Raw genomic sequence first — 19971 nt, 5'->3', positions numbered from 1 at the left:
GCACCCATCCAACCCTTGGGGGGATTCCTATCCCAAAATAAGTACCTCGGCTCCCACACACAGCGCCAGTCAGCCGAATACCGTGACGGTCTGTCGGCTAAGAGCGATCAGCCGGTCATCCGGGCTCCACAGCGCTGCCGCCACATGCCCGTAGCCATCGCGGGCATGCTCGATCACCGCCAGGTATTTGCACCAGTCCAGGGTGTCGAGCTCCAGCAACGGTTGCACGAACTCGATGGTCCAGGTCAGGGTACTGCCCGCCGCCATCTTCTTCAGGTGCGGCAACAGCGCCGGGGGCCAGGCATCCACCAGGGCCAGCAGGTGCGCCTCGCTCAGTGGCTCCTGCTCGACATCACCGCGCAGGCGCACCCAGCCACCCATCTCCCGCGAAGTGTTGCCGGTGAACGGAAAGCCGCCAACCGCCCAGCGCATCGCCAGGTGCTGCATGAACTCCGGCGTCACGCCCTTGACGTACGGCAGTTCCTGGCACTGGTCCCAGTGCTTCATGTCCGGCGCCGGCTCGGCCGCCATCGCCACCGCCGACTCCCGGGAGGCACCGAAGCTGCCCTGCACCAGAGTCACCACCTGACCGTTCTGCAGCGCCCGCCCGAGCACCTGGCTGACCGCCTTGCCTTCGCGCAGCACCTCGACCTCGAAACTGACCGGCACCCCTGGCTCGACCGGACCGACAAAGGTCACCGCCAGCGAACGTACAGGGCGATCAGCCGGCACCCGGGCGCGCATGGCTTCGTACTGGAGCGCGACCACCAGGCCGCCGAACGAGGCGCGCCCCTGGCCCCATTCGGCCGGAATGACAAGAGCCTGGGGGTCGCGACGAACCCCTTCGAGCAAATCGGAAAAGCGCATGCACACCTCGGCTGGACAAGAATTCCCTGAAACCCGCTGCAAGCCAGTGGCCCACAAGATTAGTTCGCCTACCCAAATTCGAGCCCTGGGGGTTGCCTGGCAAGACGCCATGACCCCTCGTAGTCACGCTACGGCGAGAATGGCAACGCAACCCTGGACCGAAATTGAGCAAGCGAATGAACCACACAGGCCACCCTACTTGCATCATGGAAGTGAATCTTAACCAGCCTCTTCGCGAGGTAAAGCGTCCATTCCAGCCAAATGACCCGCCATACAGGTCGTCATCTCAGGCGAAACAGCTGCTGCTCAGTTTCTCCAGCATCCGGTCCGACTTGCCTTCGGCGCGAGCCATGGTATGGCGCCAACCCTTGACGCAGGGTTGCAGGTCCTCCTGGGTCTGGGCCTGGAGCAACCATTGCCAGCAGTCATGCCAGTCGCCCAGGGCTTCCTGGGCCGCCTTGAGCCGCCGCAATGCCGGTGCCGGCAGCCGGTCCAGTTCCGGGTAGGCTTCGGCGGCGTAACGCACCCGCTTGATCAGCAGACGCAGGCGATGGCGGTCGTGCCCCGGGGCGTGCAAGGCCTCGTCCAGGGCCTGCCACTGCTTGGCCAGGCGCTTCTCGATGCGCTTGCGCAAGCCCTTGAGCAGGCCCTGACGCTCCGCGGCACGGAGGAAACGCGGGAAGGCATCGAGTACATCAAGCAGGTACCGCAGTTCATTGCTGCGCGCCACGGCCCAGTAGTCCTGAGACAGTTGCGCGGTGCGCCGCGTGGCCGCGGCATGCTGGCCCTGGCGGTGCAGATAGGCCGCCAGCACCTCGCGGTCGCGGATCGGCGTGGTCGAGCGCCCCACTTCGGCTGCCGCCTGCTCCAGTTGCTCGACACCCGGCAATCCGCGCAATGGCCGCAGCAGGCTGCGCAGGCGGCGCACGGCGATGCGCAGGTCATGCAGGCCCTCGTCATCGGTCAGCGCATCGACCCGCGCATGACAGGCCAACAACCGCACGTGCAGGTTCAACACCTGAGCCACCAAACGATCCACCAGGGCCGACATCGACATTTCCTCCCAAATCGAACTTCAAAGACTGCGACGTAATGCCTGCAACGCCTGTTGCAATACATCCATCGACGGGGTTTCTTCAGCATAGCGCTGGCTGACGAACAACTCGCCAAAGCGACGGATGTCCGGCGCCTGCAGCGGCAACTGTGCGGCGGCGCGCTCGACGAATGCCAACGGTCCCTCGCCCGGCTCACGGACCAGGCCACGGCGGCGCAGCAGTCGTTCAAAGGTCATGAACGCGCGCAGTTGCGGATCGGCTTTCGCCTGCCAGGGGCGCAGCAGCCATAACGACAGCAATGCCAGGATCAGCACCAGGCCGATCGGCAGCATCACCCCGGCCAGGTCGCCGAACCAGCGCCCGAGTATCTGCAACTGCTGCTCGCCCTGATAGCCCAGGACCCAGCGTTGCCAGGCGTAATTGAGGTTATCCCAGCCCAGGCGCAACTCGTTGAGCCAGCTCAACTGACGGTACCGCAACGGCGAGAACGCCAAGGCCCCTGGCGCGCCCTCATCGGCCGCCAGGGCCTGTTCCAGGCCCTGGTCGATGCGCTGCGGCGCCACCGCGTAGGTCGGGTCGACACTGCGCCAGCCCTGCCCGGCCTGCCAGTACTCGACCCAGGCATGGGCGTCGTACTGGCGCACGGTCAGAAAGTGGCCGGCCGGATTCAACTCGCCTCCCTGATAGCCGGCCACCACCCGCGCCGGAATGCCCGCCGCGCGCAGCACATAGGTCATGGCGCCGGCGAAGTGCGCGCAGAAGCCCTGGCGGCTATCGAACAGGAAGCCGTCGATACTGTCGGGCCCCAGGGTAGGCGGCCTGAGGGTGTAGTGATAGGGTTCGTCGTGAAAATGCCCGAGCAGCGCCGCCACCAGCGCGTCGGGCTGTGGATAGGTGCGCCGCAGTTCGGTCGCCCATTGGCGGGTTCGCGGGTCGCCCTGGGCCGGCAGTTGCAGGGCGCGACGGCGGGCCCGTTCGTCGAGCTGCGGGTCGCGTGACACCTGCGGCCAGGAACTGGCCCGGTACAGCAGCGCCTGTTGCACCGGGCGCTGACGTTGCAGGCGATAGTCCGCCAGTTGGCGCACATCGCCCAGATCACTGCTGGCGACATCCAGCGTCGGCAGCCAGGGCTTGCCGCTCGGTTGCAGGAGGATGCTGTAGCGCCAGGGCTCACCGCTGGCCTGCCATTTCGGCGCCGGGCTCAAGGCGATGCCCGGCGACTGGCTCCAGCGGCGGCCGTCGAACTGCTCCAGGGTCAAGGCACGCCAGTACAACGCCCGTCGCGGCGGCAGCGGGCCGTCGAAACTGGCACGAAACGCCAGGTCGGCGGAGCGCCCGAGTTCGGCGACATCGGCCGGCGACATGTTTTCGGACAGCCCGCTCAGGCCCTTGTCGCTCGGCAACGGCAACGACCATAGCGGTGCGATCCGCGGGAAGAACAGGAACAACAGCAGCATCAGCGGCACGGCCTGCGCCAACAGGGTCGCGGCCAGTTTCAAGGTCGCCGCCGGCCGGGTGCCGGGGCCCTGCTGCAAGCCGATCAGGGCCGCCAGCAGGGCCCCGATCGGCAGCAGGCTGTAGGCCGCCCACGGCAGGCTGTCCTCGAACAGATAGGCCACCGCCACGCAGAACAGGCCGAGAAATATCAGCACCAGCGCATCGCGGTGGGTGCGGGTTTCCACCAGCTTGAGGATGAACATCGCCACCAGCAGCACCGCGCCGGCGTCCAGGCCGATCAGGCTGCTGCGCGAAAGCCAGATTCCGGCGATGGTGAACAGCAGCAACAGCAGTTCCAGCAGCCGCCCGGGAAAGGCCGCGCGCATGCGATATACCTGGATACGCCAGAAGCTGCAACCGAGCCAGAAGGCGACCATCCACAACGGCACGTGGAACCAGAACGGCACCATGACCAGGGCCTGGGCCACCAACAGCCAGACCAGGCTGGCCCGGGAAATCGTCGTCACGTGACTCATGCCTCTTGCCCGAACAGCGCCAGGGCGCGCAGGCACGCCTCGCAATGGGCCGCACCGCTGTCGGTGGCCAGGCGTCGACCGGGCAACTGCAAGGCGAATGGCTGCTGGCGACGGGTCAACTCCAGCACCCAATAGCACAGACGCGACAGGCGCTGCTCGACATCGCCGCCCAGGGCAAGGAAATCCAGGCAATGTTCCCGGCCCTCGAGGCGGGCGAAATCCTTGATCAGCAGCCCTTGCCCACGGGAGTAGGCCTTCCAGTGCAAGCGACGCCAGGAGTCGCCGGGCTGGTAGGGCTTGAGCCCCTGGTAGTCATCGACGCCGTGCCCGTGGGCCCGCGCGCCCTCCTCCCGCTCATCCTCCGGCAGGCTGGCCAGGGCCGGCAGCTCACCTTCCAGCGGCTGTGGATAAACCAGCACCCGCTGCCCCAGGTCGACCCAGCTCCAGGCGCGCAGGATGCCCAGGGGGAAGCTGCTGCGCACACCGATCCGCGGGGCTGCCAGCCAGCCGCGCGCCACGGTCGGCCGGGTCAGTTCCAGCTCGCTGAAACCCGCCGGCGGGACATCGCTCGCCTGGGTCGCCCGGGCCGACCAGCCGAGGTGGACCGCCTGGTGGCTCTTGCCGGCGCTTTCCAGGCGGACCACGAAACGCGCCTGCTCACCGACGAACACCGCCGGCCCGACCCCGGCGCTCAGCACCAGCCCCCGCAGGTTGCGATAGGTATGCAGGATCGCCACGACGAACAGCGACAACAGCAGGAAGCACAAGCCATAGGCGAGGCTGTTCTGATAATTGATCGCCACCAGCAGGATCAGCAGCAGCAAGGCGGCAAACACCCCACCGGTGCGGTTGGGCAGGATGAAGATCCGTCGCTGGGTCAGCTCCACCCGCGCCGACGGCGGCAGGCGCCGGGCCAGCCAGGCCCGCCACGCCGTGCGCAGCCGGGTCATCAAAGCGCCGGCACCTCGCGCAACAGCCACTGCACCAGGGCGCCACCACCCAGCCCGGCCGGGTCGGCACGCTCGCGCAGGCGATGGCCGATCACCGCCGGCAACACCGCCTGCACGTCTTCCGGAATCACGTAGTCCCGCCCGGCCAGCAACGCCCAGGCCCGGGCGGCGGCAAGGATCGCCAGGCTCGCCCGCGGCGACAGGCCCCAGGCGAATTGCGCTTCACTGCGGGTCGCACCGACCAGGCGCAGCACATAGTCCACCAACGCATCGCTGGCGCGGACCTGCTTGACCTCCTGCTGCAACACGGCCAGTTCGCCATGGCTGAGGATCGGTTGCAGCCGCGGCAACAGGTCCCGCCGTGAGGTGCCCTGCAACAGCGCCTTTTCCGCCGCCCGGGCCGGATAACCGAGGGACACGCGCATCAGGAAACGATCGAGCTGCGACTCGGGCAAGGCAAAGGTGCCGCCCTGGCTGGTGGGGTTCTGCGTGGCGATGACGAAAAACGGCGATGGCAACGGCCGGGTGGCGCCCTCGATGGTCACCTGGCCTTCCTCCATGGCTTCGAGCAGGGCGCTCTGGCTCTTGGGCGTGGCGCGATTGATTTCATCGGCCAGCACCAGCTCGGCGAAGATCGGCCCGGGATGGAAGACGAAAGCGCCGCTGTCCCTGTCGAACACCGAGGTCCCGAGAATATCGCTGGGCAGCAGGTCGGAAGTGAACTGGATACGTTGAAAACTCAGGCCAAGGACCTTGGCCAGGGTATGACTGAGCGTGGTCTTGCCCATGCCGGGCAGATCCTCGATCAGCAGATGGCCGTCGGCCAGAAGACAGGTCAGGGCCAGGCGGACCTGCGCATCCTTGCCCAATACCACCTGGTTGACGGCCTGCAGGCAGGCTTCCAGCTTACTGCGCATAGGCAGACATCCAAACGAGGGAAACGCCGGAGATATTATCGCAGGAACCCCGTGAGAGCCGGATTTATCCGCGAAGAGGGCAACGCGTCTTTCAGCAAGACCTCGTTATCGTTCTTCGCGAATAAATCCGACTCCCACGGGAAGTTGTCCTTCAGCTTCGCCAGGGAGAAGCGCTCCTGCAAGATCAGGCATCCCGCCTCGCCACTGCGTTCAACGACCGGCGCGCGACTCGCGGATGTAGAAACGCGCTTTCTCGGCCTTGGCCGAGCAGCCCTCATAGGCCTCGAACTGCTGCTGGGTCTTGGCCCCGGTCAGCAACGAGAGCGCCTTGGAATAGCTCACGGTTCCGGCAAAGCCTTCGGCCTTGGCCAGGTCCAGTTCACGCCAGGCGGCATCCAGCTGGGTACCACAGGTTTCGCGATAGGCGGTCTTGCCCGCGCAACCAGCCAACGCCAATGCAATCAATGGCACACAGATCCAGGCTTTCATCGATGACACCTCAGAGAAAAAACAGTCGTGCAGCTTATGACGGTGCGCCAGGCAAAAAGTGCCTTGCCTCGTTCCACAAGCTTAGCCAATCCACATGAACGCAAGCCATCCGGCCTTTCGAACAGCTCGGCGATTGTACCTCAGCCCGCCTTGGGTGCATTGTGAGTCACCGGCCGGAAGGAGTGCATGATGAAAAAACGTGTCGCATTGGTACTGGGCTCGGGTGGGGCCCGGGGGTACGCGCATATCGGGGTGATCGAGGAGATCGAACGGCGCGGCTATGAGATCGCCTGTATCGCCGGTTGCTCGATGGGCGCGGTGGTCGGCGGAATCTACGCCGCCGGCAAGCTCGACGAGTATCGCAACTGGATCGAGAGCCTGGACTATCTCGACGTCCTGCGCCTGGTCGACGTCAGTTTCCGGCTGGGGGCGATCCGCGGCGAAAAGGTCTTCGGCCAGATCCGCAAGATCGTCGGTGAAATCGATATCGAAGACCTGCGCATCCCCTATACGGCGGTCGCCGCCGACCTGACCAACCAGCAGGAAATCTGGTTCCAGGAAGGTTGCCTGCACCAGGCCATGCGCGCCTCGGCGGCCATCCCGAGCCTGTTCACCCCGGTCATGCAGGGCAACCGCATGCTGGTCGATGGCGGCCTGCTCAACCCGTTGCCGATCGTGCCGGTGGTCTCCAGCCACTGCGACCTGATCATCGCCGTCAACCTCAACGCCACCAATCAGAAGCAGTATCAGTTGCCGGTGATCCAGCGTCCGCCGGCCTTCAAGAGCCGCTTCAACGCCCTGCTCAGCTCCATGGGCTCGCGCCTGCCGTTCCGGCGCAAGCAGGCCGAGGAACTGCTGCGCCTGGAACAGCAGACCCTCGCCGCGGATTCGGCGGACCTCAGCAATGCCTGGCTCGACCCCGCCGATCCCGAGGCCCAGCAACCGGCAGCGGCCCCCGAGGTCGCTGGTGCGCCGAAGTCGGCGACGGGTTCGTTCATCGTCGACAACGTCGGCCCGGCGTCCTTGCTGGACCTGATCAACCAGAGTTTCGAAGTGATGCAGACGTCGCTGGCGCAGTACAAGATCGCCGGCTACCCGCCGGATATCCTGATCAACGTGCCCAAGCGCGTGTGCCGGTTCTTCGAGTTCTACAAGGCGCCGGAGCTGATTGCCCTGGGCCGCGAGATCGCCCGCGATACGCTGGATCGCTACGAGGAGGAACGGCGCTGAGACCGAGGGACCACGCACAGCTTCCACAGTAGTGGATGGATCGTGTCTCAGGCCTGGTTATCGAGCAGGCGATAGCCGACGCCGGCCTCGGTGACGATGAAACGTGGCCGCGTCGGGTCGTCCGCCAGTTTCTGGCGCAGGTGCCCGACCACGATCCGCAGGTAGTGGCTGTCCTCGGTATGGGTGGGGCCCCAGATATCCTTGAGCAGTTGCTGCTGGGTGATGACCCGCCCGGGATGCCGTGCCAGTTGGGCCAGCACCGCATACTCCTTGCGCGTCAACGCCACTTCCGCCCCGTCCAGCGACACCCGGCGATACGCCAGGTCGACGGTCAGCGGGCCGAACCTCAAGGCCGCCTCCTGGACCTCGCCCGCCGGTACCTGGCGCAACAGCGCACGGATCCGCGCCAGGAACTCCTGGATGCCGAAGGGCTTGGTCACATAGTCGTTGGCACCACCGTCGAGGGCCTGGACCTTCTGCGCCTCGCTGGCGCGCACCGACAGCACCAGCACCGGCGCCGCGGACCACTCGCGAAACTCGCGCAGCACCTGCTGGCCGTCCATGTCCGGCAAGCCGAGGTCGAGCACCAGCAGGTCGGGCTTGTTCAGCGCCGCCTGGGCCAGGCCCTCGGCACCGGTACCCGCCTCCAGTACCTTGTACCCCTGGGACGCCAGGCTGATACGCAGGAACTTGCGAATCTGCGGTTCATCGTCGATGACCAGGATGGTCGATATCTGGCTCATGATTGCGGCATCTGGCTGAGAAGTGGCCGAAGCATATCAGGCTTCACTTTCAAATCCCGGTTGCTCCTGCAGGGGCAGGAACAGGGTGATACAGGTACCGTGCCCGTCGATGCCCTCCGCCACGGCGATATGCCCGCCATGGGCACCGACCATGCCCTGGCAGATCGCCAGCCCCAGTCCCGTGCCCTGCCCGCCGCGATCGCCGCGGGCAGCGGTGTAGAACATGTCGAAGATCTTGCTGCGCTCTTCTTCGGGAATCCCCGGGCCCTCGTCGCTGACCGCGAAGAACAGTTCACCCTCGGCGGTGCCGGCGCGGATCTGCAGACGGCCATGGGCAGGGGAAAAGCGCGCGGCGTTTTCCATGACGTTGACCAGAGCCTGCTCGATCAACGCCGCATGCACGTAGAGCAAGGGCAGTTCATCCGGTACCTGGGTGCTGACCTGCAACGGTGCCAGTACCGCTCGCAGCCGGTTCAGCGCGCTGCCGACGATATCCGCCGGCGCCACCCAGTCACGCGCCAGTTTCAGCGCGCCGTGGCCCAGGCGGGTCATATCCAGCAGGTTCTGGATATAGCGGTCAAGCCGCTCGGCCTCGTCGCGGGTGCCCTCCAGCAACTCCACACGGTCGGCCAGCGGGATCGCCTCGCCCAGGGCCAGCAGGCTGTCGATGCTGCCACGCATCGAGGTCAAGGGCGTGCGCAGGTCATGGGACACCGAGGCCAGCAAGGCGCTGCGCAATTGCTCGGTTTCCCCATGCAGACGCGCCGCCTCCAGATCGTCGGCCAAGCGTGCCCGCGCCAGGGCCTGGGCCAGTGGCTGGCTCAGCGCGGTCAACAGGCGACGGCGCTGGCCGGTCAATGACTGGCCCTCGCGGGGACGCACGCCGAGCAGCGCCAGCGGGCCGTCCTCCACCGACAACGGCCACCACCACCAGCGCCCGAACGGCAAGGTACCGGTGCCCATCCCGGCCGGCTGGTCGTGCTGCCAGGCCCAATCGGCGGCGGCGCGCTCGGCCTCGGAAAAGCTCAATGCGCCACCGCTCTCGATCTTCCAGCCACCCAGGCCGTCACGGTTGAGCAGGCACAGCTCCAGCTCTTCCCAACCGCTGAGGTGCTGCGAAGCCGCACTGATCACCGCCTGGCGGTCGGTGGCGGCGGTCAGCTTGCGCGACAGGTCGAGCAGTTCGCTGGTTTCCTCCTGGGTATCGCGCAGGGCCTGCAACTGCCGGCGCTGGCGAGCGGCCAGGTTGCCGGTCAGCGCCGCCATCATCAGGAAGAACAGCAGCGTCAGCACATCCTCTTCGCGCTGGATCTCGAAGGAAAAGTTCGGCGGAATGAACAGGAAGTCATAGGTCAGGAATGACAGCACCGCACAGGCCAGGGCCGGCCCCAGGCTGCTGCGCACCGCCACCAGCAGCACTGCGGCCAGAAACACCAGGGAGATGTTCGGCAACGGCAGGACACTGGCCACGCCCCAGGCGAGGGCGCTGGCCAATACTGTCGCCAGCAGTGCCAGCAGGTAGTCGGTCCAGACGACCGCATGGGGTTCACGGGCACGGGGCTGACGTTGCTCCTCCTGGCTGTCGAGGACGTTGATTTCCAGCCCGCGGGCATTGCGCAACAGCCGCGCGGCCAGCCCGCCACCGAACAACCGGCGACGCAGGCGTTGGCGCGACTGGCCGACCAGCACCAGGCTGGCACGACGCTCGGCGGCGTGCTGGATCAGGGTCTTGGCCACCTCGCCGGCCCGCAGCAGCACCACTTCGCCGCCCAGTCGCTCGGCCAGTTGCTGGGCGCTCTGCAGGCGCAGTCGCGACTGTTCGTCACGGCTGCTGCCGTTGTCCACATGGACCAGACTCCAGGGCAGGTGCCGACGCTGGGCCACCCGGCTGGCATGGCGCACCAGGCGCTCGGCCTGGGCATCGCCATCCACGCCCACCAGCAGGCGCCCGCGAATCGCCGGCGCATCCTGGCCGAGGGAGCGGTAGCCAAGGGCCAGGTCATTGTCGACCTGCGCGGCAGCGGTCTGCATCGCCAATTCGCGCAGGGCGGTGAGGTTGGTCTGGGTGAAGAATGCATCGATCGCCGCCCGCGCCTGTTCCGGCACGTAGACCTTGCCGTCGCGCAGGCGCTCGAGCAGTTCCCGTGGCGGCAGGTCGATCAGCAGCAGTTCGTCGGCCTCCTGCAGGACCCAGTCGGGCAGGGTCTCGCGCACCTGCACGCCGGTGATGCCGCGTACCTGGTCGTTGAGGCTTTCCAGGTGCTGGACGTTGACCGTGGTGAACACGTCGATGCCGGCGGCCAGCAGTTCCTGGACATCCTGCCAGCGTTTCAGATGGCGGCTGCCGGGTGCATTGCTGTGGGCCAGTTCATCGACCAGCACCAGTTTCGGCCGGGCCCTGAGCAGGCCGTCGAGGTCCATTTCCTCAAGCAGCACGCCACGGTACTCGGAACGCACCAGGGGCAGTTGCGGCAACCCCGAGAGCAGCGCCTCGGTTTCCGCCCGACCATGGGTCTCCACCACGCCGGCCAGTACTTTCACGCCCTGGCGCAGTTGCGTGTGGGCCGCCTGCAGCATCGCATAGGTCTTGCCCACGCCCGGGGCGGCACCGAGAAACACCTTGAGCCGGCCACGACCGGCCCGGGGCAGTTCGGCGAGCAGCGCGTCGGCGCGGCCTGAATCACTCATGTACTGGGTTCCCACTGATAGAACTGGCCCCGATGCGGGGATTTCATGGATTTGAGCAGGCCTTGAGGGCCTGTTCGCGGGCAAGCCACGCTCCTGGAGAAATCACCGCACTTTTACCTAGGAGCATGCTTACTTCGAGATATCGGCCAGCGCCGCATTCAATGCAAGCACATTGACCACCGGCGGGCCAATCAGCGGCTGCTCGATATGCGCTTCCAGCAGTTTTTCCACGGTCGCCGCCGGCAGGTTGCGCGCCTGCGCCACCCGTGCCAGTTGATAGCGAACCGCAGCCGGTGGCAAGTGCGGATCGAGGCCGCTGCCGGAAGTGGTCAGCAACGCCAGCGGCACCGGCCCCTGGCCGGGCACGACCTGCTTGGCCGCATCGTCGAAAATCCGTGTCGCCAGTGCCGGGTTGCCCGGCGACAGGTTGCTCGCGCCACTGGATACCGTGGCAAAGGCCCCGGCCGACGGCCGTGGGTGAAACCAGGCATCGCCGGTGAAATCCTGGGCGATCAACGACGAGCCGCGGACCTTGCCGTCGGCATCGACCAGCAGGCTGCCGTTGGCCTGGTCGGGGAAAACGGCCTGGGCCACGCCGGTGACCACCAGGGGGTAGGCGATGCCGGTGATCAGGGTCATCAGGGCCAACAGGCTCAGGGCTGGGCGCCATACGCTAGACATGTTCAGTTCCTCGATTCGGGTGATGCGGTGATGGGTCCGGTGTGCTGATGCGTGGGCAAGCCCGCTCCCACAATGGAGCGGGCTGCATGGGCTACACCAGGTGCAGCGCGGTCAACAGCAGGTCGATGGCCTTGATGCCCACGAACGGCACCAGGATTCCGCCCAGGCCATAGATCAGCAGGTTGCGCCGCAACAGGTGCGCGGCACTCGCCGCCTGGACCCGCACGCCACGCAGCGCCAGCGGGATCAGCACGACGATGATCAGGGCGTTGAAGACGATGGCCGACAGGATCGCGCTCTGCGGACTGGCCAACTGCATGATGTTGAGCACCCCGAGCTGTGGATAGATCGCCGCGAACAGCGCCGGCAGGATCGCGAAGTACTTGGCCACGTCGTTGGCGATCGAGAAAGTGGTCAGCGCACCACGGGTCACCAGCAACTCCTTGCCGATCTGCACCACATCCAGCAGCTTGGTCGGATCGCTGTCGAGGTCGACCATGTTCGCCGCTTCCCGCGCCGCCTGGGTGCCATCGTTCATCGCCATGCCGACGTCGGCCTGGGCCAGCGCCGGGGCATCGTTGGCACCGTCGCCGCACATCGCGACCAGGCGCCCATCGTTCTGCTCAAGGCGGATCCGCGCCAGTTTCTTCTCCGGCGTGGCCTCGGCCAGCACGTCGTCGACGCCGGCCTCGGCAGCGATCGCCGCCGCCGTCAGCGGGTTGTCGCCGGTGACCATGACGGTGCGGATACCCAGCTTGCGCAGTTCGGCAAAACGCTCGCGGATGCCTGGCTTGACCACGTCCTTGAGGTGAATGGCCCCCAGCAGCTTGCCTTCGGCGCAGACCAGCAGGGGCGTGCCACCGCTCTGGGCGACCCGGTCGATCTCCCGGGACAGCGCCGGCTGCAGGTCGGCGCGCTTCTGACCGAGGAACGCCAGCAGCGAATCCACCGCGCCCTTGCGATACACCCGGCCCTGATGGTCGACACCCGACAGCCGGGTCTCGGCACTGAACGGTACCGCGGTCAGCTCGGCAGCCGCCGGCTCCGTCTGTGGATAAAGGTCACGCAGGTATTCGACGATGGACTTGCCTTCGGCGGTCTCGTCGGCCAGCGATGCCAGCAGGGCCCCCTCGGCCAGTTCACGAACCGGCACGCCGGGCGCCGGGTGGATCGCCGAGCAGCGGCGGTTACCGAAGGTGATGGTGCCGGTCTTGTCCAGCAGCAGCACGTGCACATCGCCGGCGGCCTCCACCGCACGGCCGGATTTGGCGATCACGTTCAGGCGAACCAGGCGATCCATCCCGGCGATACCGATAGCCGACAGCAGGCCGCCGATGGTGGTCGGGATCAGCGTCACCAGCAGCGCCACCAGGAACACCAGCGGCAGGCTGCCACCGGCGAAGTGGGCGAACGGCTGCAGGGTCACCACTACCAGCAGGAAGATCAGGGTCAGGCCGATCAGCAGGATGTCCAGCGCGACTTCGTTGGGCGTCTTCTGCCGCTTGGCGCCTTCCACCAGGGCGATCATGCGGTCCAGGGTCGACTCGCCGGGGTTGCTGGTGATGCGCACCAGCAACCAGTCGGAGACCAGCCGAGTGTTGCCGGTCACCGCCGAACGGTCGCCGCCGGACTCGCGGATCACCGGCGCCGACTCACCGGTGATCGCCGCCTCGTTGACCGCGGCGATACCTTCGATCACCTCGCCGTCGCCGGGAATCATTTCGCCGGCTTCGACCCGAACCACATCGCCCTTGCGCAGGCTGCTGGCGGGCACCACCTGGAAGCTGTTGTCGGCCTTGCGCCGCCGGGCGCTCAAGCCCTCGCTGCCGGCCTTGAGGCTGTCGGCGCGGGCCTTGCCACGGCCTTCGGCCAGGGCCTCGGCGAAGTTGGCGAAGAGCACGGTGAACCACAGCCAGATGGCGATCTGCACCGCGACGAAGGTCGGTACGGCGCTGTTGGGGACCAGGCAGAGGACGGTGGTCAGCACCGCCGTCAGCTCCACCACCAGCATCACCGGCGCCCGCTGCAACTGGCGCGGATCGAGCTTGACGAAGGCTTGCACCAGCGCCGGCCGCCACAGGTCGGCGACGGTGGTCCTGGGCTGTTCGACGACAGCCGGTTTTGTTGCGGGAAGCGGCATGTTCATCATCAGGTCCTCAATTCTTCAATCCGGTCACAGCCAGGCTCAGGTGATCCGCGATCGGTCCCAGGGCCAGGGTCGGCAGGAACGTCAGGCCACCGACCAGCAGGATGGTCACGGTCAGCAGGGTGACGAACAGCGGGCCGTGGGTCGGGAAACTGTTCTGGCCGACCGGTACGGTTTTCTTCATCGCCAGGCTGCCGGCCAGGGCCAGTACTGGCAGGATGTAGCCGAAGCGGCCGAGCAGCATGCTCAGGCCCAGCATCAGGTTGTGGAACGCGGTGTTGCCGCTGAAACCACCGAACGCCGAACCGTTGTTGGCACTGGCCGAGGTGTAGGCGTACAGCAGCTGGCTGAAACCGTGGGCGCCGGGGTTGCTGACCGCTCCGGCCGGGCCGGGCAGACTGGCGGCGATCGCCCCCAGCACCAGGGTGCCGACCGGCATCACCAGCAGAGTCACCACCAGCAGTTGCACCTCCCGAGCCTGGAGTTTCTTGCCCAGATATTCCGGGGTCCGGCCGATCATCAGGCCGGCGAGGAACACTGCGATCAGCACGTTCAGCAACATGCCGTAGAGCCCCGCGCCGACGCCGCCGAAGATCACTTCGCCGACCATCATGTTGACCAGCGCGACCATGCCGCTCAGCGGGTTGAGGCTGTCATGCATGGCGTTGACCGAACCGTTGGAGGCGGCGGTGGTGGTTACGGCCCAGAGCACGCTGCCGGTGGTGCCGAAGCGGGTCTCCTTGCCTTCCAGCGGCGCGGTCTGTTCCACCACCGGATTGTTCAGCGTCGGGTTCGGCTGGTACTCGGCATACAGCGAGACCGCACCGCCGATCAGCAGCAGGGCCAGCATGCAGCCCAGGATCGCGCGGCTCTGGCGCAGGTCCTTGACGTAGTGCCCGAAGGTGAACACCAGCGCTGCCGGAATCAGGATGATCGCCGCCAGTTCGAACAGGTCGCTCCAGGCCGTCGGGTTCTCGAACGGGTGCGCCGAGTTGACGCCGAAGAAGCCACCGCCGTTGGTGCCCAACTGCTTGATGGCGATCTGGCTGGCGGCCGGGCCGAGCGGAATCACCTGGTCGGCGCCCTGCAGGGTCACGGCATTGACGTAGTGGGCGAAGGTCTGCGGCACGCCCTGCCAGACCAGGAACAGCGCCAGCAGCAGGCACAGCGGCAACAGGCCGTAGAGGGTGGCGCGGGTCATGTCGACCCAGAAGTTGCCCAGGGTCGACGCCGAGCGCCGGGCGATGCCGCGGCACAGCGCGACCAGCACGGCCAGGCCGGTGGCGGCGCTGACGAAGTTCTGCACGGTCAGGCCGACCATCTGGCTCAGGTAGCTGAGGGAGGCCTCGCCGCTGTAGTTCTGCCAGTTGGTGTTGGTCATGAAACTGACCGCGGTGTTGAACGCCAGCGTCCACTCCTGGCCCGGCAGATTCTGCGGGTTGAGCGGCAGGTACTGCTGCAGTTGCAGGATGGCGAACAGCAGCACGAAACCGGCGAAGTTGAAGGCCAGTACCGCCAGGGTGTATTTCTGCCAGCTCTGCTCGGTCTTTTCATCCACCCCGGACAGCCGATAGCAGACCCGCTCCACCGGCCCCAGAAGCGGAGTCAGCCAGGTGCGCCGGCCTTCCATGACGTTGTAGTAGAACCGCCCCAGTGCGGGCGCCGGCAGCAGTACCAGCGCCAGGAATGCCAGGATCAGCCAATAGTCGTAACCATGCATAACCGCCGCTCCTAGTTCCGATCCGCGCGCAACAGCGCAACCAGTAGATAGATGAACAGCGCCACCGCCAGCAGCAGTGACACTCCGTCCAGAATGCCCATGGGATTTCTCCGTGATACGGCGATCGCCGCGTGTGGAGGCATTGTCGGAAGGAAGCCCGTAAAGGAACGAGAGCGACGCCCGGGTCGATACGTAAAGAAGGCGTAAAGAGTCAATTTACACAGGCGTTACGCCCTAGAATCCCCGGGCCGCTGACCTGGCACCGATGCCGGCAGGGGGTTTGGGTGCCCGCCGATTTGTGTCGAACTCGTTACATAACCGACAACCAGTCAACATGCGGCGCCTGTAGCTTCCTGCCGCAGCTACACTTGAAATGGATACCCCGCCTGCGGGCCGGGCACTCCCGACGTGCAACAACCTCGCGCAGCGCTTGGCGTTTCGCGGCTTTACCGGCAGATAATCACACGCATGCAGAACACTCCCGCCTCTCTGGCCGATGTCAACAAACCGCTATCGCCGGGCGATGACAAGCGCTGGAATGTCCGCGCGCTGATCGTCGACGACGATATTCCGATCCGTGAACTGCTGATCGACTATCTCGCCCGCTTCAGTATCCAGGCGGTCGGCGTGACCGACGGCGCGGCGATGCGCCAGGCCATGCAACTGGAAACCTTCGATGTGGTGGTCCTGGACCTGATGCTGCCTGGCGAGGACGGCCTGTCGCTGTGCCGCTGGCTACGCTCCGAATCGGACATCCCGATCCTGATGCTGACCGCCCGCTGCGAACCCACCGACCGCATCATCGGCCTGGAACTGGGCGCCGACGACTACATGGCCAAGCCGTTCGAGCCGCGGGAACTGGTGGCGCGCATCCAGACCATCCTGCGCCGCGTGCGCGACGACCGTACCGAACAGCGGGCCAATATCCGTTTCGACAACTGGCGCCTGAACAGCGTGCTGCGCCAGCTGATCGCCGACGATGGCCTGGTGGTGCCGCTGTCCAATGCCGAGTTCCGCCTGCTGTGGGTGTTCATCGAACGTCCGCGGCGGGTGCTGAGTCGCGAGCAGTTGCTCGACGCCGCCCGGGGTCGCTCGATCGAAGCCTTCGACCGCAGTATCGACCTGCTGGTCTCGCGGCTGCGGCAGAAGCTCGGCGACGATCCGAAATCGCCCCAACTGATCAAGACCGTACGCGGTGAAGGCTACCTGTTCGACGCGCGAGACATCGGTTGATGCGCCCCCGCTTCAACACGCTGTTCGGCCGCCTGTTCGGCGTGTTGCTGCTGGCCATCGTCCTGGCCCACCTGCTGGCCTTTCTCTGGTTCCATCATTACGGTGGCGGCCCGCCACCGCCGCCGCCCCCAATGGACATGGCGCAGAACTTCGATCCGCGCCTCGGGCCGCCGCCATCGCATTTTCGTCGCCCGCCGCGCCCGTGGTTTGGCGGCCCGCTGGTGCCTTTGACTTTTCAACTCGTGGCCCTGGTGATTGCCGCCTGGTACGGTGCCAAGCTGCTTTCACGGCCGATCCAGCGTCTGAGCGAGGCGGCCGAGCGCCTGAGCGAAGACCTCAACAGCCCGCCACTGGATGAAACCGGCCCGCAGGAAGCCCGGCAGGCCGCCGCCACCTTCAACCTGATGCAACAGCGTATCCGTGAGCAGGTGCAGCAGCGTGGCCGCATGCTCGGTGCGGTGTCCCACGACCTGCGCACGCCACTGTCACGCCTCAAGCTGCGCCTGGAGCAGATCGATGACGTGAAGCTGCAGGCGCAGATGCGCCAGGACCTGAACGACATGATCGGCATGCTCGACGCCACCCTCAGCTACCTGCACGAACAACGCACCAGCGAAGCCATGCAGTGGATGGACGTGCAGGCCCTGGTCGAGTCCCTGTGCGAGAACGCCCAGGACCAGGGCGCCCAGGTCCGAGCCAGCGGTCATTGCGCGCCACTGCTGGTGCAGCCGATGGCCTTGCGCTCCTGCCTGAACAACCTGATGGACAATGCCCTGCGCTACGCCGGCGACGCCCTGATCACCCTGGAGGACAGCCGGCGGCAGTTGATCATCCGGGTCATCGATCACGGCCCCGGCATCGCCGCCGACAAGCGCGAAGCGGTGTTCGAACCGTTCTATCGTCTGGAAGGTTCGCGCAACCGCAACTCCGGTGGCGTCGGCCTGGGCATGACCATCGCCCGGGAAGCCGCGCAACGCCTGGGCGGTGACTTGATCCTCGAGGAAACCGCCGGTGGCGGCCTGACCGCCGTGGTCACCCTGCCCCGCGCCTGATCGCTCTGTGTACCCACCGGTACAAAGCCCACATACCCTCGATACCTGTCCTTGGGAGCCTGCATGAGCCGGTGCACCGCCACCGGCCTTGCCAACACTTAGGGAGTGAGCACCATGATCGGTAGCGTCAGCAGTCTACTGAGCTACGTCGGCTACAACAGCACGACGACGGCCACGCAACGCCAGCAACAATTCCAGAAGCAACTGCTCGCCAAGCTCGACACCAACGGCGACGGTTCCATCAGCCAGGACGAACTGAACAGCGCCCTGTCGAAGGATGGCGACAACAAGCTGCTCACTGACCTGAGCCAGAATTTCACCTCACTCGACAGCGACGGCAGCGGCGGTATCAGCGTTGACGAACTGGCCGCACTCAAGCGCCCGGAACATGGCGATCGCGCACCTGACACCAGTCTGGCCGATGCCCTGCTCAAAGCCCTAGACACCAATGGCGACGGTACCGTCAGCAACGACGAACTGAATACCGGCCTGACCAATACCGGCATCAACGCCGACAGTTCTTCGCTGCTCTCCTCCCTGGACAAGGATTCGAGCGGCAGCCTCAGCGTCGACGAACTGGCCGCAGCCTTCGCCCCGCCTCCGCCGCCGGCGCAACTGTCGAGCAGCCAGCTGTTCAGCCAGTTGGACACCGATGGCGATGGCAGCATCAGCCAGGCTGAACTGGCCAGCGCGCTGCAGGGCACCACCGACAGCTGTGCGACCAACACCGCCAGCAGCGCCGTCACAACGGCCAGTACCAGCAACACGGCCAGCGCCATGCTGCTCCAGGCCCTGGCCGACGCCAGCGGCACCCGCACCACCACCCAGACGGCCCAGGACAATATCACCGAGGCCCTCAGCCGGTTGCTGGTCAACCTCAACACCCAGTATCAGAACCGTAATACCGTGACGGCGACCAGCAGCACTGCGGCAGCGGCCTGATCCTGCGGTAATGGGAGATGCGGGGGTGCCTGAAAGTGCCGCGCCTATCTCACCGCCGCCTTCGCGGGCAAGCCTCGCTCCTACAGAGTTTTAGTCGTGCACAGGACAGGTGTGCGACACAAGCTCTGCAGGAGCGAGGCTTGCCCGCGAATAGGCCCGTGAGGCTCGGGCCACCCCGGAAGCCCCCAGCCATGAATGTCAGGTCTTCTCTTCGCGCCGCCCCTGGCTCGCACTCCAGTCCAGCAACAGGCTGTAGGCCACCGCCAGCAGGGTCGGTCCGATGAACAGGCCGATGAAACCGAAGCTGATCAACCCGCCGAAGACGCCCAGCAACACCACCACCAACGGCAGGTTGCCGCCACGGCTGATCAGGTACGGCTTGAGCACGTTGTCCACGCCACTGACGATGAACGTGCCCCAGATGCCCAGGAACACCGCCATGCCGTACTCGCCCTTCCATACCAGCCAGCCCGTGGCCGGAATCCATATCAGTGGCGGCCCCATGGGAATCAGGCTGAGCAGGAAGGTGGCCAGCCCCAGCACCAGCGCGCCGGGCACTCCGGCGATCAGGAAACCGATCAGCGCCAGCACGGCCTGGGCGGCCGCCGTGCCGATCACCCCGTTGACCACCCGCTGCACGGTGCCGGCCACCAGTTCCTGGTAGTAGCCGGCCCGCTCGCCGATCAGCCGTTCCAGCAGGCTGAGCACGAACGCCGCCAGCCGCGGGCCATCCCGATAGAAAAAGAACACGAAGAGGATGCTCAGGGTCAGTTCGAGAATCCCGCCACCGATCTGCGCGCTGCGCGCCAGCAGCCAGTTGCCGACCTGCCCCAGGTAGGGCTTGACCGCCACCATCAGGGCCGCTCCTTGCTGGTCGACGGTGTTCCAGAAGCCCACCAGGCGCTCGCCGACGATCGGCACTCCCGCCAGCCAGGCCGGCGCCTCGGGCAGACCATCGACCTGCACGTCCTTGACGAAGCTCACCGCATCACGCACATGGTCCGCCAGGTTGAGCCCCAGCCACACCAGCGGCGCGGCCACCAGCACCGTCCAACCGAGGGTCAGCAGGCCGGCGGCCAATGACTCACGCCCACCCAGCAGGCGCGTCAGCAACAGCATCAGCGGCCAACTGGCAAAGGCCAGCACCGCGCCCCAGAACAGCGCCGACCAGAACGGCGCCATCACCCACAGGCTGGCCCCAAACAGCACCAGGAGCAGTATCTGCACCAACAGCCGATCATTATTGAGCATGGGGATTCCACAAAGAGGTCAGAAAGGAAAGCTT

17 protein-coding genes are annotated in these 19971 nt (G+C 66.1%); 4 read left to right on the top strand and 13 right to left on the bottom strand.

The window, feature by feature from the left end; genetic code table 11:
- Positions 1 to 69: 69 nt before the first annotated feature.
- The 6 genes from ACM62G_RS19925 to ACM62G_RS19900 all read right to left on the bottom strand — a co-directional run bounded on the left by ACM62G_RS19925 (position 70) and on the right by ACM62G_RS19900 (position 6251).
- On the bottom strand, positions 70 to 867 hold the full coding sequence (locus ACM62G_RS19925; protein ID WP_273825145.1) for an acyl-CoA thioesterase: 798 nt from the start codon (positions 865 to 867) through the stop codon (positions 70 to 72).
- A 286-nt stretch (positions 868 to 1153) separates the two neighbouring features.
- A complete protein-coding gene (locus tag ACM62G_RS19920; RefSeq protein ID WP_419735382.1) occupies positions 1154 to 1918 on the bottom strand; it encodes a CHAD domain-containing protein in 765 nt (254 codons plus the stop codon).
- 24 nt (positions 1919 to 1942) lie between these two features.
- Positions 1943 to 3895: a transglutaminase TgpA family protein gene (locus tag ACM62G_RS19915; protein ID WP_273825142.1), complete on the bottom strand. Its 1953-nt coding sequence runs from the start codon at positions 3893 to 3895 to the stop codon at positions 1943 to 1945.
- Positions 3892 to 4875: a DUF58 domain-containing protein gene (locus ACM62G_RS19910; protein ID WP_419735381.1), complete on the bottom strand. Its 984-nt coding sequence runs from the start codon at positions 4873 to 4875 to the stop codon at positions 3892 to 3894. The genes ACM62G_RS19915 and ACM62G_RS19910 overlap by 4 nt, the downstream gene beginning before the upstream one ends.
- Positions 4845 to 5762, bottom strand: coding sequence for an AAA family ATPase (locus ACM62G_RS19905; RefSeq protein ID WP_054063056.1), 918 nt, complete (start codon positions 5760 to 5762; stop codon positions 4845 to 4847). The genes ACM62G_RS19910 and ACM62G_RS19905 overlap by 31 nt, the downstream gene beginning before the upstream one ends.
- A 210-nt stretch (positions 5763 to 5972) precedes the next feature.
- The gene (locus ACM62G_RS19900) at positions 5973 to 6251 is read right to left on the bottom strand and encodes a hypothetical protein (protein ID WP_017902690.1); all 279 of its coding nucleotides are present in this window, start codon (positions 6249 to 6251) and stop codon (positions 5973 to 5975) included.
- A 189-nt stretch (positions 6252 to 6440) separates the two neighbouring features.
- On the opposite strand from ACM62G_RS19900, the gene ACM62G_RS19895 reads away from it, so the two are divergent.
- Positions 6441 to 7481 (top strand): patatin-like phospholipase family protein, encoded by a 1041-nt coding sequence (locus tag ACM62G_RS19895; protein ID WP_054061485.1) that lies wholly within the window; start codon positions 6441 to 6443, stop codon positions 7479 to 7481.
- Between the two features lie 47 nt (positions 7482 to 7528).
- On the opposite strand, the gene ACM62G_RS19890 is transcribed toward ACM62G_RS19895, so the two are convergent.
- The 6 genes from ACM62G_RS19890 to kdpF all read right to left on the bottom strand — a co-directional run bounded on the left by ACM62G_RS19890 (position 7529) and on the right by kdpF (position 15560).
- The gene (locus ACM62G_RS19890) at positions 7529 to 8224 is read right to left on the bottom strand and encodes a response regulator (protein WP_054061486.1); all 696 of its coding nucleotides are present in this window, start codon (positions 8222 to 8224) and stop codon (positions 7529 to 7531) included.
- A 36-nt stretch (positions 8225 to 8260) separates the two neighbouring features.
- Positions 8261 to 10912, bottom strand: coding sequence for a DUF4118 domain-containing protein (locus ACM62G_RS19885; RefSeq protein WP_419735380.1), 2652 nt, complete (start codon positions 10910 to 10912; stop codon positions 8261 to 8263).
- Between the two features lie 129 nt (positions 10913 to 11041).
- Positions 11042 to 11593, bottom strand: a complete 552-nt coding sequence (gene kdpC / locus ACM62G_RS19880; RefSeq protein WP_054058190.1) for a potassium-transporting ATPase subunit KdpC — start codon at positions 11591 to 11593, stop codon at positions 11042 to 11044.
- A 91-nt stretch (positions 11594 to 11684) separates the two neighbouring features.
- A complete protein-coding gene (kdpB, locus tag ACM62G_RS19875) occupies positions 11685 to 13739 on the bottom strand; it encodes a potassium-transporting ATPase subunit KdpB (RefSeq protein WP_419735379.1) in 2055 nt (684 codons plus the stop codon).
- A gap of 10 nt (positions 13740 to 13749) precedes the next feature.
- Entirely contained in the window at positions 13750 to 15459 is a 1710-nt protein-coding gene (kdpA, locus tag ACM62G_RS19870) for a potassium-transporting ATPase subunit KdpA (protein ID WP_054058189.1), read from the bottom strand.
- 11 nt (positions 15460 to 15470) lie between these two features.
- Complete coding sequence (gene kdpF, locus ACM62G_RS19865) at positions 15471 to 15560, bottom strand: K(+)-transporting ATPase subunit F (protein ID WP_081005946.1); 90 nt, start codon at positions 15558 to 15560, stop codon at positions 15471 to 15473.
- Between the two features lie 367 nt (positions 15561 to 15927).
- Between kdpF and ACM62G_RS19860 the strand changes: the two genes are divergently transcribed.
- The 3 genes from ACM62G_RS19860 to xopAW all read left to right on the top strand — a co-directional run bounded on the left by ACM62G_RS19860 (position 15928) and on the right by xopAW (position 18686).
- Positions 15928 to 16692, top strand: coding sequence for a response regulator (locus ACM62G_RS19860; protein WP_054058188.1), 765 nt, complete (start codon positions 15928 to 15930; stop codon positions 16690 to 16692).
- On the top strand, positions 16692 to 17744 hold the full coding sequence (locus ACM62G_RS19855; RefSeq protein ID WP_273825128.1) for a sensor histidine kinase: 1053 nt from the start codon (positions 16692 to 16694) through the stop codon (positions 17742 to 17744). The genes ACM62G_RS19860 and ACM62G_RS19855 overlap by 1 nt, the downstream gene beginning before the upstream one ends.
- Positions 17745 to 17858: 114 nt before the next feature.
- Complete coding sequence (xopAW, locus tag ACM62G_RS19850) at positions 17859 to 18686, top strand: XopAW family type III secretion system calcium-binding effector (protein WP_419735378.1); 828 nt, start codon at positions 17859 to 17861, stop codon at positions 18684 to 18686.
- Positions 18687 to 18884: 198 nt separating this feature from the next.
- Here xopAW and ACM62G_RS19845 read toward each other — a convergent pair whose 3' ends face one another.
- Positions 18885 to 19937: an AI-2E family transporter gene (locus ACM62G_RS19845; protein ID WP_054058185.1), complete on the bottom strand. Its 1053-nt coding sequence runs from the start codon at positions 19935 to 19937 to the stop codon at positions 18885 to 18887.
- Positions 19938 to 19971 lie beyond the last annotated feature (34 nt).

The sequence above is a fragment of the Pseudomonas sp. COR18 genome (assembly GCF_048568395.1).
GTDB lineage: Bacteria > Pseudomonadota > Gammaproteobacteria > Pseudomonadales > Pseudomonadaceae > Aquipseudomonas > Aquipseudomonas fuscovaginae_B.
This window is presented reverse-complemented; position numbering and strand designations above follow the sequence as displayed.

What these genes read in the sequence shown, in the direction of transcription:
- ACM62G_RS19925 (WP_273825145.1), bottom strand. Translation starts at nt 867, where the DNA reads ATGCGCTTTTCCGATTTGCTCGAAGGGGTTCGTCGCGACCCCCAGGCT.
- ACM62G_RS19920 (WP_419735382.1), bottom strand. Translation starts at nt 1,918, where the DNA reads ATGTCGGCCCTGGTGGATCGTTTGGTGGCTCAGGTGTTGAACCTGCAC.
- ACM62G_RS19915 (WP_273825142.1), bottom strand. Translation starts at nt 3,895, where the DNA reads ATGAGTCACGTGACGACGATTTCCCGGGCCAGCCTGGTCTGGCTGTTG.
- ACM62G_RS19905 (WP_054063056.1), bottom strand. Translation starts at nt 5,762, where the DNA reads ATGCGCAGTAAGCTGGAAGCCTGCCTGCAGGCCGTCAACCAGGTGGTA.
- ACM62G_RS19900 (WP_017902690.1), bottom strand. Translation starts at nt 6,251, where the DNA reads ATGAAAGCCTGGATCTGTGTGCCATTGATTGCATTGGCGTTGGCTGGT.
- ACM62G_RS19895 (WP_054061485.1), top strand. Translation starts at nt 6,441, where the DNA reads ATGAAAAAACGTGTCGCATTGGTACTGGGCTCGGGTGGGGCCCGGGGG.
- ACM62G_RS19890 (WP_054061486.1), bottom strand. Translation starts at nt 8,224, where the DNA reads ATGAGCCAGATATCGACCATCCTGGTCATCGACGATGAACCGCAGATT.
- ACM62G_RS19885 (WP_419735380.1), bottom strand. Translation starts at nt 10,912, where the DNA reads ATGAGTGATTCAGGCCGCGCCGACGCGCTGCTCGCCGAACTGCCCCGG.
- kdpC (WP_054058190.1), bottom strand. Translation starts at nt 11,593, where the DNA reads ATGTCTAGCGTATGGCGCCCAGCCCTGAGCCTGTTGGCCCTGATGACC.
- kdpB (WP_419735379.1), bottom strand. Translation starts at nt 13,739, where the DNA reads ATGAACATGCCGCTTCCCGCAACAAAACCGGCTGTCGTCGAACAGCCC.
- kdpA (WP_054058189.1), bottom strand. Translation starts at nt 15,459, where the DNA reads ATGCATGGTTACGACTATTGGCTGATCCTGGCATTCCTGGCGCTGGTA.
- kdpF (WP_081005946.1), bottom strand. Translation starts at nt 15,560, where the DNA reads ATGGGCATTCTGGACGGAGTGTCACTGCTGCTGGCGGTGGCGCTGTTC.
- ACM62G_RS19860 (WP_054058188.1), top strand. Translation starts at nt 15,928, where the DNA reads ATGCAGAACACTCCCGCCTCTCTGGCCGATGTCAACAAACCGCTATCG.
- ACM62G_RS19855 (WP_273825128.1), top strand. Translation starts at nt 16,692, where the DNA reads ATGCGCCCCCGCTTCAACACGCTGTTCGGCCGCCTGTTCGGCGTGTTG.
- xopAW (WP_419735378.1), top strand. Translation starts at nt 17,859, where the DNA reads ATGATCGGTAGCGTCAGCAGTCTACTGAGCTACGTCGGCTACAACAGC.
- ACM62G_RS19845 (WP_054058185.1), bottom strand. Translation starts at nt 19,937, where the DNA reads ATGCTCAATAATGATCGGCTGTTGGTGCAGATACTGCTCCTGGTGCTG.